The sequence below is a fragment of the Flavobacterium sp. 1 genome, assembly GCF_002797935.1.
GTDB lineage: Bacteria > Bacteroidota > Bacteroidia > Flavobacteriales > Flavobacteriaceae > Flavobacterium.
Genome location: NZ_PGER01000001.1, coordinates 4,319,843 through 4,337,698, shown reverse-complemented (window position 1 = coordinate 4,337,698; position 17,856 = coordinate 4,319,843). Strand labels below are relative to the sequence as shown.

General features: G+C 34.2%; 17 protein-coding genes and 1 pseudogene. 11 read left to right on the top strand and 7 right to left on the bottom strand.

Features of this window, described 5'->3' with window-relative positions; translation table 11 throughout:
• The first annotated feature begins 207 nt into the window (after positions 1 to 207).
• The 3 genes from CLU83_RS17530 (at position 208) to CLU83_RS17520 (ending at position 4,175) form a co-directional block, all read left to right on the top strand.
• Complete coding sequence (locus CLU83_RS17530; RefSeq protein WP_100432804.1) at positions 208 to 1,956, top strand: DUF4157 domain-containing protein; 1,749 nt, start codon at positions 208 to 210, stop codon at positions 1,954 to 1,956.
• Between the two features lie 45 nt (positions 1,957 to 2,001).
• The gene (locus tag CLU83_RS17525) at positions 2,002 to 3,285 is read left to right on the top strand and encodes an ATP-binding protein (protein ID WP_100432803.1); all 1,284 of its coding nucleotides are present in this window, start codon (positions 2,002 to 2,004) and stop codon (positions 3,283 to 3,285) included.
• Positions 3,286 to 3,353: 68 nt separating this feature from the next.
• Complete coding sequence (locus CLU83_RS17520) at positions 3,354 to 4,175, top strand: peptidoglycan-binding protein (protein ID WP_100432802.1); 822 nt, start codon at positions 3,354 to 3,356, stop codon at positions 4,173 to 4,175.
• Between the two features lie 43 nt (positions 4,176 to 4,218).
• On the opposite strand, the gene recO is transcribed toward CLU83_RS17520, so the two are convergent.
• The 5 genes from recO to gdhA all read right to left on the bottom strand — a co-directional run bounded on the left by recO (position 4,219) and on the right by gdhA (position 11,070).
• Positions 4,219 to 4,938 (bottom strand): DNA repair protein RecO, encoded by a 720-nt coding sequence (gene recO / locus CLU83_RS17515; protein ID WP_100432801.1) that lies wholly within the window; start codon positions 4,936 to 4,938, stop codon positions 4,219 to 4,221.
• 62 nt (positions 4,939 to 5,000) lie between these two features.
• Positions 5,001 to 7,295 (bottom strand): T9SS type A sorting domain-containing protein, encoded by a 2,295-nt coding sequence (locus CLU83_RS17510; RefSeq protein ID WP_100432800.1) that lies wholly within the window; start codon positions 7,293 to 7,295, stop codon positions 5,001 to 5,003.
• A gap of 289 nt (positions 7,296 to 7,584) precedes the next feature.
• On the bottom strand, positions 7,585 to 8,412 hold the full coding sequence (gene lgt / locus CLU83_RS17505; RefSeq protein ID WP_100432799.1) for a prolipoprotein diacylglyceryl transferase: 828 nt from the start codon (positions 8,410 to 8,412) through the stop codon (positions 7,585 to 7,587).
• Positions 8,413 to 8,545: 133 nt separating this feature from the next.
• On the bottom strand, positions 8,546 to 9,199 hold the full coding sequence (locus tag CLU83_RS17500) for a hypothetical protein (protein ID WP_100432798.1): 654 nt from the start codon (positions 9,197 to 9,199) through the stop codon (positions 8,546 to 8,548).
• A gap of 527 nt (positions 9,200 to 9,726) precedes the next feature.
• The gene (gene gdhA, locus CLU83_RS17495) at positions 9,727 to 11,070 is read right to left on the bottom strand and encodes an NADP-specific glutamate dehydrogenase (RefSeq protein ID WP_100432797.1); all 1,344 of its coding nucleotides are present in this window, start codon (positions 11,068 to 11,070) and stop codon (positions 9,727 to 9,729) included.
• Positions 11,071 to 11,370: 300 nt separating this feature from the next.
• On the opposite strand from gdhA, the gene CLU83_RS17490 reads away from it, so the two are divergent.
• Positions 11,371 to 12,156: a glutamate dehydrogenase gene (locus tag CLU83_RS17490; protein ID WP_100432796.1), complete on the top strand. Its 786-nt coding sequence runs from the start codon at positions 11,371 to 11,373 to the stop codon at positions 12,154 to 12,156.
• A gap of 58 nt (positions 12,157 to 12,214) precedes the next feature.
• Here the strand turns inward: CLU83_RS17490 and CLU83_RS17485 are convergent.
• Positions 12,215 to 13,372 (bottom strand): annotated as a pseudogene (locus CLU83_RS17485) (cystathionine gamma-synthase); the annotation flags it as partial.
• Between the two features lie 59 nt (positions 13,373 to 13,431).
• Positions 13,432 to 13,887 (bottom strand): DinB family protein, encoded by a 456-nt coding sequence (locus CLU83_RS17480; RefSeq protein ID WP_100432794.1) that lies wholly within the window; start codon positions 13,885 to 13,887, stop codon positions 13,432 to 13,434.
• Positions 13,888 to 13,962: 75 nt separating this feature from the next.
• Between CLU83_RS17480 and CLU83_RS17475 the strand changes: the two genes are divergently transcribed.
• From CLU83_RS17475 to nadD, 7 genes are all read left to right on the top strand, one after another.
• Positions 13,963 to 14,313, top strand: coding sequence for an arsenate reductase family protein (locus tag CLU83_RS17475; protein WP_100432793.1), 351 nt, complete (start codon positions 13,963 to 13,965; stop codon positions 14,311 to 14,313).
• A 155-nt stretch (positions 14,314 to 14,468) separates the two neighbouring features.
• Positions 14,469 to 15,329 carry a YicC/YloC family endoribonuclease gene (locus CLU83_RS17470; RefSeq protein WP_100432792.1) on the top strand — a complete coding sequence of 287 codons (861 nt, stop codon included), beginning with the start codon at positions 14,469 to 14,471 and terminating at the stop codon, positions 15,327 to 15,329.
• A 16-nt stretch (positions 15,330 to 15,345) separates the two neighbouring features.
• Positions 15,346 to 15,582 (top strand): hypothetical protein, encoded by a 237-nt coding sequence (locus CLU83_RS17465; protein ID WP_157802134.1) that lies wholly within the window; start codon positions 15,346 to 15,348, stop codon positions 15,580 to 15,582.
• Between the two features lie 17 nt (positions 15,583 to 15,599).
• Entirely contained in the window at positions 15,600 to 16,223 is a 624-nt protein-coding gene (locus CLU83_RS17460; protein ID WP_100432790.1) for a hypothetical protein, read from the top strand.
• Between the two features lie 9 nt (positions 16,224 to 16,232).
• Positions 16,233 to 16,805 carry a guanylate kinase gene (gmk, locus tag CLU83_RS17455; protein WP_100432789.1) on the top strand — a complete coding sequence of 191 codons (573 nt, stop codon included), beginning with the start codon at positions 16,233 to 16,235 and terminating at the stop codon, positions 16,803 to 16,805.
• Between the two features lie 34 nt (positions 16,806 to 16,839).
• Positions 16,840 to 17,205: a four helix bundle protein gene (locus CLU83_RS17450; protein WP_100432788.1), complete on the top strand. Its 366-nt coding sequence runs from the start codon at positions 16,840 to 16,842 to the stop codon at positions 17,203 to 17,205.
• A gap of 33 nt (positions 17,206 to 17,238) precedes the next feature.
• On the top strand, positions 17,239 to 17,850 hold the full coding sequence (gene nadD / locus CLU83_RS17445) for a nicotinate (nicotinamide) nucleotide adenylyltransferase (protein ID WP_100432787.1): 612 nt from the start codon (positions 17,239 to 17,241) through the stop codon (positions 17,848 to 17,850).
• Positions 17,851 to 17,856: the final 6 nt, after the last annotated feature.

The window sequence follows — 17,856 nt, the reverse complement described above, 5'->3', positions numbered from 1 at the left end:
TTATATGTGCGTTGGTTCCCAACAATGTGGTTTTGTTTATCAATGTCGACCTACATATAGACGAGGTCAACCTATACCGCCTATACGGGAAAGAACAACCAATTTAACTCCTGGCGGAACAGCTGTTGTAAATGGTAATACTCTATATTTTTATAATGATCCTCGAAATGGAAATTGTCCATAAAAAATAAATATTTAAGCTAATAAATGAACCACTCACCAATCCATATAGAATCTAAACCAAAAACGGCAAAACCCAATGTCCCGTTTTTTGGTTCTGCCATTCAAAAAAAACTGAGTGTAGGTTCTGCCAATGACACTTATGAAGTAGAAGCAGATATTATGGCTGATAAAGTAATGCGGATGCAGGAATCTCAACAGGGAACTGTATCTTATTCAGGTTCATTAGTACAAAGAAAATGTGCACATTGCGAAGAAGAAGAGAAAATTCAAAAGAAACTTTTAGCGGATAATATTACACCTTTAATTCAACGTTCATCAAATTCTGAAGATGGAAATCATGCATCAGATTACGTAGAAAATCAAATCAATAGTTCAAAAGGAGGAGGTTCTTCTATGGATAACGGAACAAAAAAATTCATGGAAAGCCGTTTTGGGATTGATTTTTCAGGAGTTCGCATACACACGGGAAGTCAAGCGGTGCAAATGAGTCGAGAACTAAATGCACAAGCCTTTACAGTAGGCAATGATGTTTATTTTAATGAAGGAAAATACAATCCGAACTCAGAATCGGGTAGACACTTGCTTGCGCATGAGTTAACGCATACGGTACAGCAAGGAGATGAGATAAATAGAAAAATTATTCAAAAATCTTGTGGAATTTCAGAAATAGGAATACCAGTAGGGTGTACTGGCGAAACAAGTGTAGATTTACCAGAAGGCCTTAAATATTTATTTAATGTTAATTGTGATGAGTTTTCAGGAGATAATGGTCGTGATTTAAGAATAAGTGCCGAACATTATAATAATGGTGATACTATTGAAATTCATGGGTTATCTAGTGAAGAAGGACCTATTGATTTTAATGTTAATTTGTCTTGTGCAAGAGCAATAAAAGCTAAAGAAATCATTGAAAATGTTGCCATTTCAAAGGGATTTCATTTTAATATTATTGTGTATAGTCATGGCCCCCAGAATGTAGGTTCTGCATCTTTAAATAGAAGTGTGCTAATTGTTCAATCAGGAAATATAGTGCCTCCAGTTATAGAAACAGAGACACCTCCAGTTCCAGAAATACCAACAGGAACAAACGACTGTAGTGATCCAGCATATTGTACTCCATATACTACTTCTACTGAGATTATTGATGCTAGAAATTATCTGTTAACTTATTTTATTCCAATATTAGAGGGTTACTTCGGTTCTGATGTTGGTGATTTATGGAGGTCATTTTTATCAAGAAGACCAGGAGACAGTTTAAGCCCAAGGGTGTTCGATACTGCGGGAAACAGTATTTATGAGTCTTTTAGTAATAACAATTATATATCTGATGAGGTGGACAATGTCTTAGATTTAGTTTCAACCAGACTTAGTCGAGGTTATGGAAATGTAACTCAAAGGATTGAAAATTTCATTAGCGAATCTGAGAAGCAACTTTCAACAAATTTTGCTAATGCTTATACAATTCCAGGGAACATAGCTGGAGGAATTGGAAGTAGTGATGCTGGTCTCGATTCTAGGAGAATTACATGGGGAAATGTTTCTTTTAATATAACAGAATTGCCGTTAGGAAGTAGAATGGTTACCATAGAAGTATTTCTAAATTTTGAAGTCAAAGATGCTATAGATTTTTGTCCAGGTGACTGTGGCGCAATTTTAGAACAAATGTTAGCAACAATAAAAATGAGTAGATTAGAAGCCAGTAGAGAAGCTTATGATGTTCCATTTGTTGTAAGATTCCCTGGTCCGAGAAGAACTAAAACAGTTTTTGTCTGATTTTTTAGAGTTAAATGTATTATGTAAATAAAATTATTAAAAACTATGCTATTTCAAACTCTAAAATCTTATATTTTTTCTAGCCTTTCAAATGAGATAGGGCCAAATTATAATTTCCAAAACACTTTTTCAGAAATATTAAAAAGAGAAACAACTCATGCTGAGTCCGTAATCCTATTATTGGCTTTAGTCCCGCATGTACTGCCCAATTTTCTTGACACAATCATAAAAGATGTATTTCCAGAGGGTGGTGAAATTTCAGAATTGGGAGGAATTCGGTTAGATAATCACAGAGGAATGTTACCTACTGGGGAAACCATACAATATATTTTGGCTAAAGAGGATATCAACTACCGATTGGAAATTCAAGATTTATTCTCTCCTAATCACTGGTTTTTCAAAGAAAATATTTTATTTCTGGGTGATGTAAAAGAAGGCGAGCCTTTGATGAGCGGACGCATTATTTTACAACCCGAAATGGTTCACCTGTTATTTTTTGGCGAAAAACTAAAACCTAAATTTGGTCCAAACTTTCCAGCACAAGAAGTCACCACCAAGATGGAATGGGGAGACTTGGTCGTAAATCAGAATACTCAAGATCACATCAAACAAATTAAACTTTGGCTGAAACATCAAGATCAATTGCGTCACGATTGGGGAATGGCCAAACAAATTGCACCTGGCTACCGAAGTCTATTTTATGGCCCGTCAGGTACTGGAAAAACACTTACTGCTACTTTGCTGGGGAAAGAATTTTCGAAAGAAGTGTACCGCATTAATTTATCACAAGTCGTTTCCAAATACATTGGCGAGACCGAAAAAAACCTTGAAAAAATATTCATTCAAGCCGAGAATAAGGATTGGATTCTTCTTTTTGACGAAGCCGACGCCTTATTTGGAAAACGAACACAGACCAAATCTTCTAATGATAAATATGCTAATCAGGAAGTCAGCTATTTATTGCAAAGGGTCGAAAATTTTAACGGCTTGGTAATTCTGACATCTAATTTTAAAAATAATATTGATGATGCTTTTTTAAGAAGATTTAATTCTATTATTCATTTTAACAAACCCACAGCCGAAGAACGTTTGAAATTATGGGAGAATTGCATGCCCCAAAAAACAAAACTCAAAGATCATTACATCCTCGAAACAGCAGCCAAAAATTATGAACTCAATGGTGCACAAATAGTGTCGGCAATGGCTTTTGCCTGTTTACAAACACTTGATGAAAACACTACTGTAATCAGTTCTCAACATATTTTGAAAGGAATTGAATTGGAATATAATAAAGAGGAAAAACTTTTTATTACGGCAGCTTTGATTTAGAAAACAGAATAAAAAATTGAAGAGATTGTAGGCGATAATTTGAAAAAACATTTAAAAACAATAAAGTCATGCAAAAAACATTCTACCAAAAAGAGCTGCTTATTAAAGCCACTCAACAAAGAAAAGGAGTAAATAATAACAAAAAAGATATTGAAAAAATTCAGTCGTGGCTTAATTTATTTGCTATGCAAAATACAAACTCAGGAACTGCAACGGGTATCGATGGTGATTTTGGTCCCGCAACTGAGAAAGCAGTACTGAATTTTCAAAAGTTCAACAGCTTGCCCCAAACTGGAAGTGTAGATCAAAAACTATTCGATATACTCACATCACCTCTCAAAAAAGCTTTTGAAAGTCCCGTATCTGGCAGTAATTTAAGAGAATTAATTCTGAATACAGCCAAAAACCATCTTAAAAATAATCCTTTTGAACTTGTGATCAACAATCAAAGTAATTCTGGTCCATGGGTGCGAAGTTATATGGACGGACATGAAGGAACCGACTGGTTTTGGTGCATGGGATTTGTACAAGCTATAATTGATCAAGCGGCTTCTATCCAAGGTAAAAACTTCAAAACTTTAATGCCGTTGACCTATAACTGTGATACTGTTGGCACAACCGGTATTCAAAAAAAAATACTTACTCGTTATCAGCTAGCCACAACAAATCCTGCTCTGGTAAAACCTGCAGATATATTTTTGATTCAAAAAACGCCAAACGATTGGTTTCATACCGGAATTGTAACTGCGATTCATGGTGATATAATCGAAACTATCGAAGGGAATACCAATTCCGATGGTTCTCATAACGGAAACGCAGTCATGAACCGGATTCGAAACTTTAAACAATCCAAAATTGACTTTTTTTCAATTGCATCATTAGTAGTATGAAAAATGGAAAACGTATTCGAATATTTAAATGTAACTCTATTAATTAAACATCAAGAAAAACTTCTTTTAAAACATCCAACGATTTTGGCCTTTTGAACCCATCAAGATGAAAACTGTAGTAATCGATTAAAATTTTCAAGAGCAATTGTCTTTCAATGACATGAAACGTTTTTTGATCGTTATCAAATTTCAGCTGAATTAGTTTTTTGAACAATTGCGTTTCATGTTCTGTGAGTGAACTAATGGCATGAAAAGGAGTGAAAATACCTTCAATCATTTCGAAAAAAGGCATGTCGATATCTGACGTATCTGGATAAAACCCAAGGTATTTTGTAGTTTCCAACATCAAAATTAAATGAAAATTGGAGATTTCATCGTGCTGGTCTAACCAATGTAAAGCGGTTTCTAGAAAAGTAAACAACGATTCGTTTTTTTCTTCTTCATGTATCGAATGATGCAGAATTTCGGAGAGAAACAAAACCATAGTGCTTTTGAAAATATCCGAATGTATCGAATGAAAAGGGGACGATATTTTTACTTCTTTGAAATTTTCCAAAGTTCCTTTGTTTTTATGAACGGCTTCAATCTCGATAATTGTCAAAGGCTGAAAATAAGCCATTTTTTGACTTGCTTTTCGAGACGAAAAAGCATCCCGCACAAAGTACGACTTCAATCCATTGGATAAAGTAAAACACTTTACAATCAAGCTTTTTTCTTGAAATTTTAAAGCAGATATAACGATGGCTTTGGTTTTGACTTGCAAAATTGGATTGTTAGATTATTGGACTTCTTAGAATTTAAGATTTTTGACTTTTTAACTTTCGACTACCTTATAATCATCACTTTCTTAACCTTGGTTTCACTCCCGTCTTGAGCAGAGACAAAAATCATGTACACCCCAGATGCCACTTTGTATTTCCCAAAAGCAGTGGTGTCCCATTCTAAAGTTCCGCCCTCAGTAGTGGCTTCGAATACTAGATTTCCCGCAACATCGGTAATTTTTACGTTGGCTTTATTGAGCAGTCCGTTTATTTTTACAGTCCCTTCATATTCTGGACGAACGGGATTAGGGTACACATATACATTATTTAGATTATCGCTAGCCGATGTAGCAATTCCCTTGAAAGAAATCAAACCTTTGGAAGTAGCTATAAAGACTTCGCCAGTACTCTTATTGATGCTGATGTCGTTTATCACATTACTTGGCAAAGGAGAATTGTCTGTGGTAAAATGATACTTGGTTTCTTGTCCGTTTGAAGAAACCAAAAATACGCCGGCATCTGCAGTTGCAATCCATTTTTCATTAGCACCATTTACTTCGATGTCAGTTATAAACTGTTCGTAAAGCAGTTCTTGAGCAAGACCATCTTCTATAATAATAATACTTTCGGCTGTTAACTGGCTTTCGGTTGTAAAGGCGTTCACATTATACAAAACTCTCAATCCTTTTGTAGTTCCAATCCAAAGCTGATTTTTGGTATCCACGGCAAGAGTCCGAACATCTTTTATTGGCAAATTTCCCTGATCTGCGCCAAAAGTCATTTTTTTGAATGTATTACTGCTTTCGTTAAAACCAATTACGCCATTTATATTGGTTGACATCCATTTTGTCCCATACTTATCAATAACCATAGTCCCAAAATCATTACTGCCAGGTGTCGTTATAATTTTATCCATGGCATAAGTCTTCCATTGTCCGCCAGAACTTAGCATTTTCAAACCATTGGCTACTCTAGAATTGTTAATCCATAAATTCCCCGATTTATCAAAGGCCGTCCCTCCGATTCTAATATCGATATAATTAGGATTCGGCGGATCAATAGTTAAAGATTCTAAACTGCTATTGCTTTGATTGTATAAAATAGTTGGACTATCGCTTTGTATTTTTAATAAACCTGAAAAATAAGAACTCGCATACACATCGTTTTCGTTGGCTGGATTGATTGCAATTCGGGTCATGGATTTGGCACCAAGCACCTCATCAAAAGGAATATTTAACCATCCAGCTGTTGTGTATTTACTAATTCCCAAATCGTCCAATGGATATGGATTATAAAAATTATCATAATCCCCATAGACTGTCCAAAACTGTGTTGGTGTAACCTGCAGAGCAAAAATATTATTTCGGGATGGCCCAATTGGGGTTATGTTATCAAATGCTGAAGCACCTGAAAGTGAAGTCGTAATCAATCCGTTTTCGGTGGTCCCCATAAAAATAACAGCATCAATTATAGTGGCACAGCTGAAAGCTGAATTCATCTTCAGAATCTGATCTTTATTTATCTGACGCTGCAGTACCATTTGTTTATTGTAAATCAAAACTGAATTGGGTGTTGTCACAATCAAATAATCGGCGGTGGATCGAAAATTAGCTGTAGCCTCTGATAATTGCAAAAAGCCATTAAACGTATTGGATGCCGAATCGTATTTATGAATATAGCCCGCTGCATTTACAGCATACAATTCAGTTCCTAAAGAGGCAACTCCAAACCAATTGCCTGTTGCGGTTACTTGCCATTGTTCGTAATCTATTAAATTGGTATTGGCGATATTTCCTTTTCGAATGCCATTGGATGTTGCTGCATAAATAAATCCGCTGTGAATTGCTGTTTGAGAAACTTTGATTTCGGCACCATTGTCGCCAATAAAATAAGTGTCGCCAAATTGTGAAGTGGTTAAATTGAATTGAACGATTCCAAAATCGGTGGAGACATAAACAATTCCGTTGTACTCCATGAAATTATTGATTCGTTTTATGTTTGCCGGTAAATTTTTATTGATAATATCCACAACTCTAAGCATCGATCCATCGGCTTCGTTGATTACGGTTAACAAACCGTTTTGATATCCAACAATCGTTTTGTTGAAAGTTGGGCTGTAATACAATGCGGTAATGGTTTCGCCAGCAAGTCCATCGACTGTTGTGGTAGTTTTTATAATGTTGGTGCTGTTATCTTTAGAGAACAAGGCGTTTTCGGAAGCGGCGTAAATTGCTTTTGGCGATTCGGAAACGGCTTTGATTTGGGTATAAGAGAAATATCCCTGCCAAGACAAATTGCTTTGGGCAAAAGTGATTTGAACCACGAATAAAAAAAGCAGGTATAAAAGTCTTTTTTGCATTGAACAACAAATTGGTTCACAAATATAACACAAAGGAAAGAATTAGGGATTCTTGAATGGGAATTCTCAGGATAAATGAATTAAAATTGGTTTAAAACCTGAACTCGATTATTAATTTTTGGAGCAGAAAGAATAGGTGTTTTCAGTGAGCATCGTCCCGCTATCCGCTACAAACGAAGTTCACTGAACTCCTATGAAAATGAAAGTATAGTGAAGTAATCTTGTGAACCGAACCCCGGTCCACAAGGATTTTTGCTTCTATCGGGGCTAAAAGCTGGCATTGGGATTTTTAGTTTACTTCTTTTTTTATTAGATTTTTTGACACAAAATACATTCCAATTATTATAAACGGAATACTCAATATCTGCCCCATATTTAATTTCATTCCTTCTTCAAATTCTACTTGATTTATTTTTACAAACTCAATTAAAATTCTCATTGTGAAAATTAAAGTTATTGCTAAACCAAAGTAAAAACCATTTCCAAATTTTATGTTTTTAGTTTTGTATATGCTGAAAATTATTATAAAAATTATAAAATAGGAGACCGCTTCATAAAGCTGGGCTGGATGTCTTGGTATATTGTCAATACGTTTAAAAATAAATGCCCAGGGCATTGTTGTTGGATTACCAATCATTTCAGAGTTCATTAAGTTCGCAAGTCTTATAAATGTGGCTCCAAGCGGCGCAACAATTGCAATTAAATCAAGGATTTTAAGATATTTTATTTTGTATTTTTTCGAATATAGATAAAGTGAAATAATCAGACCAACTGTTCCGCCGTGGCTTGCCAAGCCTGCAAATCCGATAAATTTATAATCTCCATTTAAAGATTTTTTAATGGGCAGAATAATTTCCAATAGATTTTTTGAGTAATAATCAAAGTCATAAAATAAACAATGCCCTAATCTGGCTCCGACAAAAATTCCAATTATTCCGTAAACAAATAATGCTTCGTGTGCACTGTCTTTTAAGTTTTCTTCTTTAAAAATTCCTTTAAGAATGTACATGCATAAAAGTAAACCACAAGCAAATAAAAGTCCATAATATTTTAATGGGAATCCGAAAATATTAATTATTTCTGAGTCAAAATCCCAGTTTATGTATAATGCAATCATAATCTTTATTATTTCTGTTTTCTTTATTTTTTGGCTAAAAAGCTACTAACATTTACTTTCCAAAAAACCAACTTTTCATTAAGCCGGTTGTCCAAATGCGTTGTAACTGTTAATGACAGTTTATATTGTGTAACTATTGTTGTGCTGGTGGTATTTCGAAAATTACACCATTTGAAGTCTTGTTCACAGTTATTCTGCTTGGAGGATCAACCCCAATAACAACAAGAAAAGGCTCTTCTATTTTGTTATAACCATTTGATTTTAATAATGTTATTATCTGTTTTTTAACATTGTATATTTCTGCATCAGCCATTCCATAAATTCTAAAATTTATTTGAATTGTTTTGTCAGGGTAATTACTTTTAAATATTTCAAAATCCTGTTCTGTTATTTTTCTAGGCTGAATGCCATTATTGTTGATTGTTCCATTGTCACCAACAATTCCATTGTTTGTGCCTGTATTAATATTTGTTTGCCCTGTTGGTGTACTAGACATAATATTTTTAGATTTTTCTTTTTGAAGTTTAGGAACGTTAAAATTTGGTTTGTTTACTATAGTTTTTTTTTCGACAAAAAGTGTGTCTACTTTAGTCTTTAATATTGTGTCATGTATAACAGATTTATTTTGACCAACTTCAAAATCACCAATTTTAATGGGAACCCTTAAAAATGCTAATAGAATAATTGTAACAACTAGGATTGCAAAAATATAAACTGTCCACTTTGGATGTTCTGCAATTACATCAAAGAGAGTTCTTCCGTACTTTTTTTCATTATTATCTGTCATTTCTATGGTTTTCTGGTGTTAAATTGCCACTAACTTCTATATACACGCTACAAAGTATAACAAATTCACCCAAAACAGGATGAACACTGACTACTAGATAACTTGCTTGTATTCTTCCCAAATATATTGAATAATACTTACAATTTCCTGAAAGTTTTTTTGAATGCGTGATTCTGGTTTTGGTCTTGAAAAAACAAAAATGTCTCTTTTCCCGTGAAGCTGTTGTGTCTGCGAAAGGGATAGACGGAAGCTACCGAAGTAGCCCAGATAGCCCGACCGCATTATGGAAAGGGGGCGAATAAGCGTTATCTAAAATCAGCCCCCTTTTCATAATGGGGTTTCGCCCAGAAAACTTTAGATTTTAGACTGCAGATTTATGATTAACGATTTTTGAATTCAGTTCGCTATGAGCAAAAAAAAACACCTTTACTCTTTACAGAAAAAAGGCATTTTATATTTTAATGGTGATTAGTCAATCCTGCTTTAAAATCAGAAATCAGAAATCGTTAATCAGAAATCTAAAATCTTTATACCACTCCTTGAGCAAGCATAGCATCGGCTACTTTTACAAATCCGGCGATGTTGGCTCCTCTCACGTAGTCTGTAAAACCTGTAGCATCGGTGCCATATTTTACACAGGAGGCGTGGATATCTTTCATGATCATTTTTAATCTTTCGTCCACTTCTTCAGAAGTCCAGCTTAAACGCAATGAGTTTTGTGACATTTCAAGTCCTGAAGTGGCAACGCCGCCCGCATTGGAAGCTTTTCCTGGTGCAAATAAAATTTTAGCTTTTTGGAAAACGTGAACTGCTTCTGGTGTTGAAGGCATGTTTGCTCCTTCGGCAACACAGATACATCCGTTAGCAACAAGTGTTTTTGCTTCGTCTTCGTTCAGCTCATTTTGAGTCGCACAAGGTAAGGCAACATCACATTTTACTTCCCAAGGACGTTTACCAGCTACAAATTTAGCATTTGGATATTTAGCAGTGTAATCACTGATTCTTCCTCTTAACTCATTTTTAATATACATTACATGAGCTAATTTTTCAGCATCAATTCCGTCTGCATCATAGATATATCCAGCGGAATCTGATAGCGTTACTACTTTACCTCCTAATTGAGTTGCTTTTTCAGCTGCATATTGTGCAACGTTTCCAGATCCAGAGATTACAACAGTTTTCCCAGAAAAGCTTTCCCCTTTGGTAGCCAGCATACTTTGTGCAAAATATACATCTCCGTATCCAGTTGCTTCCGGACGGATTAATGATCCTCCAAAAGAAATTCCTTTACCTGTTAAAACTCCTGTAAATTCGTTTCTTAATCTTTTGAACTGACCAAACATGTATCCTACTTCTCTTCCTCCAACACCAATATCTCCAGCAGGCACATCGGTATCAGCTCCAATATGCTTGGATAATTCAGTCATGAAGGCTTGACAAAAACGCATTACTTCGTTATCTGATTTTCCTTTTGGATCAAAATCAGCTCCGCCTTTTCCGCCGCCCATTGGCAGTGTTGTCAAACTGTTTTTGAAGGTTTGTTCAAAAGCCAAGAACTTCAAAATACTTAAATTTACGGAAGGATGAAAACGGATTCCTCCTTTATATGGCCCGATAGCCGAATTCATTTGAATACGGTATCCTCTATTTACTTGTGTGTCACCTTTATCGTCTGTCCAAACCACCCGAAACATAATGATACGATCTGACTCGACCATTCTTTCCAAGATCATTTTGTTTTGATATTTTTTATTTTCTTCGATGAAAGGGATTACTGTTTCTGCAACTTCTGTAACAGCCTGCATAAATTCCGGTTCGTTCGGATTTTTTTTGGCAACCAATTCTATAAAATCTGTAATAGTTTGTGACATGGTTAATAAATTATAAGCGTTTGATAAACGCTTTCGTTAGTTTTGCAAAGATACATCTTATTCAAATATTTTAACTTTTTTTATACCATATTTAAGTAAAATTATCTTTTTATTAGTCATTTATAAAAAATTCAATACATGAGATAGTGTTTTTACGAAATCGATATAGCATTGATAATGATTATAAAGATATGCTGTTTATTTTAAATTTAATTTTATTGCTATTTATTTTTTAAATTTAATAAATTCTATCTTAGTGCTTTTCATATCTTTGCTCAGTCACTAAAATGCCTCGAACTTATGACTAAACTAAAAATAATTGCATTACTCTTATTAATTGGCTTGCCATTTAATTCTTTTTCGCAAGCAGGAATCAGCCATGAGTTAGGTGTAATAGCTGGACGGATTGAATTTCGTTCTGATTATGGACAGCGTAACGATACACAAACCAATTTAAACAATATGGGGCTTCAAATTGCATTTGTCGACTATATGAATTTCTCCTATACTGACTTTGTAAATGACTATTTCGCAGAACATTTCAAAATAAGAAATGAGTTTTCCTATAGTAAAACCAATTTACAGCATTATGGAAAATGGACTGAAAAAAACACAATTCCATCGAAACAGCTGAAAGCAATGCGGGGTTCAACTCAATTGGTTAATTTGGGTTTCCAGCTTGAATACAGCTTTGTACATATTCACGATTTTGAGAGAACAATAGGAAGTTTTGCGCCATATATAGCTTTGGGTCCGCAAGTCAATTTTTATACTGCTACTGCAACTTCTGAATTAGGTGAACTTGGAAATACAAACACCACCCATCCAAAATATTTAGTCCCTTCAGACGGACATCCTTATGGGTTTTCTAACGAAAGTAAAATGGTTTTTTCTGGAGTTTTAAATATTGGAACCCGCTATAAACTGACTCCAATGTCTGATCTTGTATTTGACATTAGAGCTCAATATTTCAATTCGGATTGGGTTGACGGTCTTAATCCTAATCGAGAATTGTTTACAGAAAACAAAAATAATGACTGGCTGACTTTTATCGGATTTGGATATATTCTATATCTGAACAATTAAGAGAAATACTTTTTACATAAAAAAATCCAACTTTATAATCAAGTTGGATTTTTTAGTTTTATGCTAATGCCTGCTGTAAGTCGGCTATTAAATCTTCGGCGTCTTCAATCCCTACGCTCAGACGAACTAAATCATCAGTGATTCCGACTTCTTTTCGTTTACCCTCAGGAATGGATGCATGCGTCATTAATGCTGGATGATTGGCTAATGATTCTACGCCTCCTAAAGATTCTGCAAGGGTAAAAACTTTTAGCTTTTCAAGAAAATCGATTGCATCTTCTTTTTTGCCTGAAGCAAAAGTGAAAGAAACCATTCCGCCAAAACCACTCATCTGCTTTTTGGCAATTTCGTGATACGGATGACTCGGTAAACCAGGATAATAAACTGTTTTTATTTTGGGATGATTGTTCAAGAATTCGACAACTTTGGTTCCATTTTCGCAATGTCTCTGCACACGCAAAGACAGCGTTTTTATTCCTCTCAATACCAAAAAACTGTCCATTGGTCCAAGAGTTGCTCCTGTAGCAAATTGCTGAAAATACAATTGATCACCAAGAGCTTCGTCTTTTACGATTAAAGCGCCCGCAATTACATCCGAATGTCCTCCCAAATATTTGGTGGCCGAATGCATTACAATATCAGCTCCTAAATCCAGCGGTTTTTGCAGATAAGGCGTTGCAAACGTATTATCTACAGCAAAAAGAATATTATTAGCTTTGGTTATTTTGGCAATTTCCTGAATATCGGCCAATTTCATTAAAGGATTCGTAGGCGTTTCTACCCAAACCAATTTAGTTTTTTCATTAATCAGCGACTTGAATTTATCCAAATTATTCATGTCTACAAAATGAAATACGATTCCGCTGTCTTTATAAATACGGGTAAACATCCGATAGGTTCCGCCATATAAATCGTCCATGGCAATGATTTCATCACCTGCTTTAAACGACCTTAAAATACAATCGGTAGCTGCAAGTCCTGACGAAAAAGCCAATCCTCGTGTTCCATTCTCGATACTAGCCAATGCATTTTCCAGAGCCGTACGTGTTGGATTTGCCGCTCTGCTGTATTCATAATCTGGGTTTAAAGGTTTTCCTGGACTTGTCTGCACAAATGTAGAAGTTTGGTAAACTGGAGGCATTACTGCGCCTGTACTTGGATCATGATGCTGACCTCCATGAATGACTTTGGTATTGAATTTCATTTTATCTTTTTTAGATTCTTTTTGCTTCTGTCTAAATTACCGCTTTGCTTTTATTTAACTAATAATCAACTTTATACAAACTTTCTGATGCTCATCATGATTCCAATATGAAGCCCTTCGTGAAAATTATTGAACTCTATAGCTCCTACAGCACTTTTCAAAATATATCCTGTAGATGTTGGATATTCTTGGTAATTTACAAAAATGCCATTGTTGTAATCTACTTCCAATTTATGCAGCGTATCAAACAATAATTCTTTTATCTCATCTGCCTCTTCTTGGGTTACATCCTGTTCTGGCTTCGTTCCTTTTCTGTATTTCTCCACCATTTCATCCGAAACCATCATTGGCAATCCTGATAATTTATAAACTAAAACTTGCTGTGTCACAACAACATGCCCAATATTCCAAATTAAATTATTATCAAATCCTTCGGGAATTTTATTTAATTGTTCTAATGTGTAATTTTCAAAATAAGCATTTAGCATTTTTCGGCTGGTGCTGTTAACTTCAAACGTATCTTTCATGTTTTTAATTTTTGCATAAAAATAAACATTTTAAATGTCAAATGATTTCCTTTGCATTTAGAAAATAGAAAAATAATGAACAAAATATACTACCTCGCAACTTGCGACACTTGCCGAAAAATAATAAAATCACTTCCAGAAGACCATGATTTGGCTTTTCATGACATCAAGCAAAATCCTATTACTGTTGAAGAACTTGAGGAAATGTATCGACTTTCTGGAAGTTATGAAGCTTTGTTCAGCAAAAAAGCGCAATTGTATAAATCGATGGATTTAAAAAACAAATCCCTCACCGAAAATGATTATAAAAAATACATCTTAGAACATTATACTTTCCTGAGCCGTCCCGTTTTTATTATCAATGACAAAATATACATTGGCAATACACAACAAAACATTCTTCAAGTAATGAAAGCGTTGGGTTAATATCAAAAACATTAATGAGATATTTATTATTATTCTTTTGAAAATGATAAAATCTAAAACTGGATTATTAAAAACTGCCTAAACCTTGACACAGAATACTAAAAGCTGACCACTGAACGCTTTTTTATTATCTTTGAACACTTTTAGAAAAATATATGATACAATCGATGACTGGATTTGGTAAAGCTACTTTGCAATTACCATCCAAAAAAATTACAGTGGAAGTAAAATCTTTAAACAGTAAAGGTTTAGATTTAAATGTACGAATGCCTTCTCTTTATCGCGAAATGGAACTGGGTTTACGCAACCAAATCGCTTTGAAACTAGAGAGAGGCAAAGTTGATTTTTCTATTTTTATCGAAAGTACCGCAGAACAAACTTCAACCAAAGTCAATGTGCCTATCGTGAAAGCCTACATCAAACAATTAAGAGAAGTCTATGCCGATGCCGATGAAACTGAATTGATGAAAATGGCCGTGCGTATGCCGGACACCATGAAAATAGAGCGCGAAGAAATCGACGAAAATGACTGGGTTCAAATCCAAACTGCCATCGAAGAAGCGTTACAAAATATTTTGAATTTTCGTAGAGACGAAGGACAATCTCTCGAAAATGAATTTCAATTGCGTATCGGGAACATTCGTCAATACATGAATGAAGCTTTGGCACTGGATCCAGAGCGTGTTCAGGCGATAAAAGACCGTCTGCAGACTGCCATTGCAGAATTGAAAGTAAACGTTGATGAAAATCGTTTTGAGCAGGAATTAATCTATTACCTCGAAAAACTGGACATCACCGAAGAGAAAGTGCGTTTGACCAACCATTTGGATTACTTCTTGGAAACCATCAATGGAACGGAAGCCAACGGCAGAAAACTAGGTTTCATCACTCAGGAAATGGGACGTGAAATCAACACTATGGGTTCCAAAGCGAATCATGCTCAAATGCAAAAATTAGTGGTTCAGATGAAAGATGAATTGGAAAAAATTAAGGAACAAGTGTTGAATGTTTTGTAATTTAAAATTTATTGGGATGAAAAAAAATATTTTACTATTCTTTTTTCTAACAACACTAACTTGTTTTTCACAACAAAAAAACATTTCAATTGAAAGCTTCAGAACTAATGATAGAATTTTTTACGGTTCGATTGATGATAAATATGATATTACTATTTATTTAAAAGTTGAAAATTTTTCAGAGGATCATTTATATGTATTTTCAGTTAAAGGATGGTATTACTATAATAAAGTAAAAAAAATATTCCTCTAGTTGGTGTTTTTAACCCAATGACAGGGTTGACATTATTTAATACTACAGATGAAATTTTTGAAAAAAAAATATTAAATTTTGATTTTTCAGGAGTTGTTTGGGACAAATTAGATGAAATTGAAACTTTCAAAAATTATAATGAAAAAATCTTTATTTCAAATAATCCTAAAGAGAATAATACATGGTCAAACAACGCCAAAAATCTAAAAATAACTATTAATAATGAATTAGAAGACATCTATGTTTTCGAAGATTTTAAGTTTTTAAAAATAGGCAGTTCTATAATTAACCTTTCAAATTATCACTTAGATTACAAGGACTTAGAAATTATTTCAAAGAAAATATCTACTTCAGAAACACGGTTATTATTAAAATATGAACAATCCGGAAATCCAAACATTCAAGGTATGTGTGGCGGAGCAACAGATTTCGGTTATATAATTTTAGTAATTAATAATAAAAATGAGTTAATTCAATTTGAAGAAATAGAAATAGAAAATTGTAGAGGATTTATTAATTCAGAAAATTTACAAGAAAACAATAAAAAAATACTCCAATATAAAATTACAGATTCAAGTGACGATAAAGAAATTAGTAAAACCATCACAATTGATACTGAATCCATAAGACTTATAAAATAGTGCAATACAATGAAAAAAGGAAAATTAATCGTATTCTCAGCACCATCGGGATCTGGGAAAACCACTATAGTTAGACATTTATTAGGAAAAGAAGATTTGAATCTGGAGTTTTCCATATCAGCAGCAACGCGTGAAGCTCGTGGTGAAGAAATAAGCGGAAAGGATTATTACTTTATGTCCTTAAAAGAGTTTAAAAATCACATCAAAGCAGAAGATTTTGTAGAATGGGAAGAAGTCTATCGCGACAATTTCTATGGAACGCTAAAAAGCGAAGTAGAACGCATTTGGGCGCTCGGCAAAAACGTAATTTTTGACATTGATGTTGCGGGCGGTTTGCGTATTAAACATAAATTTCCTGAGGAAACTTTGGCTGTTTTTGTAAAACCTCCAAGCGTAGATGAACTCAAAAGAAGACTGAAAGAACGCTCCACCGAAAGTGAAGACAAAATCAATATGCGAATTGCAAAAGCTTCTGTAGAATTGGCTACTGCACCGCAATTTGACGTGATTATCAAAAACTATGATTTGCCTGTTGCACTTGAAGAAGCGTATCAATTGGTGAAGACTTTTGTAAAAAAATAGTAACTAGTGATTAGTAAAAAGTAATTAGCTTGAAATGGGTGAAATAAAATCATATAAAGATTTATTGATTTGGCAAAAAGGAATTAAGATAGTCTGTTTAGTTTATCAGTTAGTAAAATCATTTCCTCAAGAAGAATTATATGCTCTAACAAGTCAATTAAAAAGAGCTTCAGTATCTATTCCTTCTAATATTGCTGAAGGCTATGGAAGAAATACAGATAAATCATTTAGTCATTTTTTAGATATTTCAAGAGGCTCATTATTCGAAATTGAAACTCAGTTACTAATTGCTAATGAACTTGGTTTTATAGTAAATAAGACTTTGTTCAATGAAATTTTAAATCAAATTGAGGAAGAATCTAAAATGATTAATGCTTTTTCGAAAACCCTCAAGAACTAATTACTTTTTACTAATCACTAGTTACTAAGTTAAATGAAAATCGGACTTTATTTTGGAACTTATAATCCTATTCATGTGGGACACTTGATCATTGCCAATCACATGGCAGAGCATGCCGATTTAGATCAGGTTTGGATGGTCGTAACACCACACAATCCGTTCAAAAAGAAAACCACTTTACTTGACGATTACCACCGCTTGCAAATGGTGCATCTTGCTACTGAAGATTTTTTAAAAATAAAGCCTTCAGATATTGAGTTCAAATTATCACAGCCCAATTACACGGTAAATACACTAGTTCATTTACAAGAAAAATTTCCTAGTCACAAGTTTTCTCTAATCATGGGCGAAGACAATTTAAAATCATTACACAAGTGGAAAAACTATGAAGTGATTTTGGAACATCATAACATTTATGTCTATCCCCGCATTTCGTCAGAAACTGACACGAGCTTGAAAAGCGAACTGGCAAAGCAAAATTTGGAACTAAAAAACCATCCAAAAATCCATCTGATTGATGCTCCAGTTGTAGAAATATCTTCTACTTTTATTCGAGAAAATATTAAGAAAGGGAAAAATGTTCAGCCTCTTTTACCCTATAAAGTCTGGGATTACATCGATCATAATAATTTTTACAGGAAGTAAAAGCTG

Bases quoted from the DNA above. Each gene is read 5' to 3' on its own strand.
- CLU83_RS17530 (WP_100432804.1), top strand. From the start codon at position 208: ATGAACCACTCACCAATCCATATAGAATCTAAACCAAAAACGGCAAAA.
- CLU83_RS17525 (WP_100432803.1), top strand. From the start codon at position 2,002: ATGCTATTTCAAACTCTAAAATCTTATATTTTTTCTAGCCTTTCAAAT.
- CLU83_RS17520 (WP_100432802.1), top strand. From the start codon at position 3,354: ATGCAAAAAACATTCTACCAAAAAGAGCTGCTTATTAAAGCCACTCAA.
- CLU83_RS17510 (WP_100432800.1), bottom strand. From the start codon at position 7,295: ATGCAAAAAAGACTTTTATACCTGCTTTTTTTATTCGTGGTTCAAATC.
- lgt (WP_100432799.1), bottom strand. From the start codon at position 8,412: ATGATTGCATTATACATAAACTGGGATTTTGACTCAGAAATAATTAAT.
- CLU83_RS17500 (WP_100432798.1), bottom strand. From the start codon at position 9,199: ATGACAGATAATAATGAAAAAAAGTACGGAAGAACTCTCTTTGATGTA.
- gdhA (WP_100432797.1), bottom strand. From the start codon at position 11,070: ATGTCACAAACTATTACAGATTTTATAGAATTGGTTGCCAAAAAAAAT.
- CLU83_RS17490 (WP_100432796.1), top strand. From the start codon at position 11,371: ATGACTAAACTAAAAATAATTGCATTACTCTTATTAATTGGCTTGCCA.
- CLU83_RS17480 (WP_100432794.1), bottom strand. From the start codon at position 13,887: ATGAAAGATACGTTTGAAGTTAACAGCACCAGCCGAAAAATGCTAAAT.
- CLU83_RS17475 (WP_100432793.1), top strand. From the start codon at position 13,963: ATGAACAAAATATACTACCTCGCAACTTGCGACACTTGCCGAAAAATA.
- CLU83_RS17470 (WP_100432792.1), top strand. From the start codon at position 14,469: ATGATACAATCGATGACTGGATTTGGTAAAGCTACTTTGCAATTACCA.
- CLU83_RS17465 (WP_157802134.1), top strand. From the start codon at position 15,346: ATGAAAAAAAATATTTTACTATTCTTTTTTCTAACAACACTAACTTGT.
- CLU83_RS17460 (WP_100432790.1), top strand. From the start codon at position 15,600: ATGACAGGGTTGACATTATTTAATACTACAGATGAAATTTTTGAAAAA.
- gmk (WP_100432789.1), top strand. From the start codon at position 16,233: ATGAAAAAAGGAAAATTAATCGTATTCTCAGCACCATCGGGATCTGGG.
- CLU83_RS17450 (WP_100432788.1), top strand. From the start codon at position 16,840: ATGGGTGAAATAAAATCATATAAAGATTTATTGATTTGGCAAAAAGGA.
- nadD (WP_100432787.1), top strand. From the start codon at position 17,239: ATGAAAATCGGACTTTATTTTGGAACTTATAATCCTATTCATGTGGGA.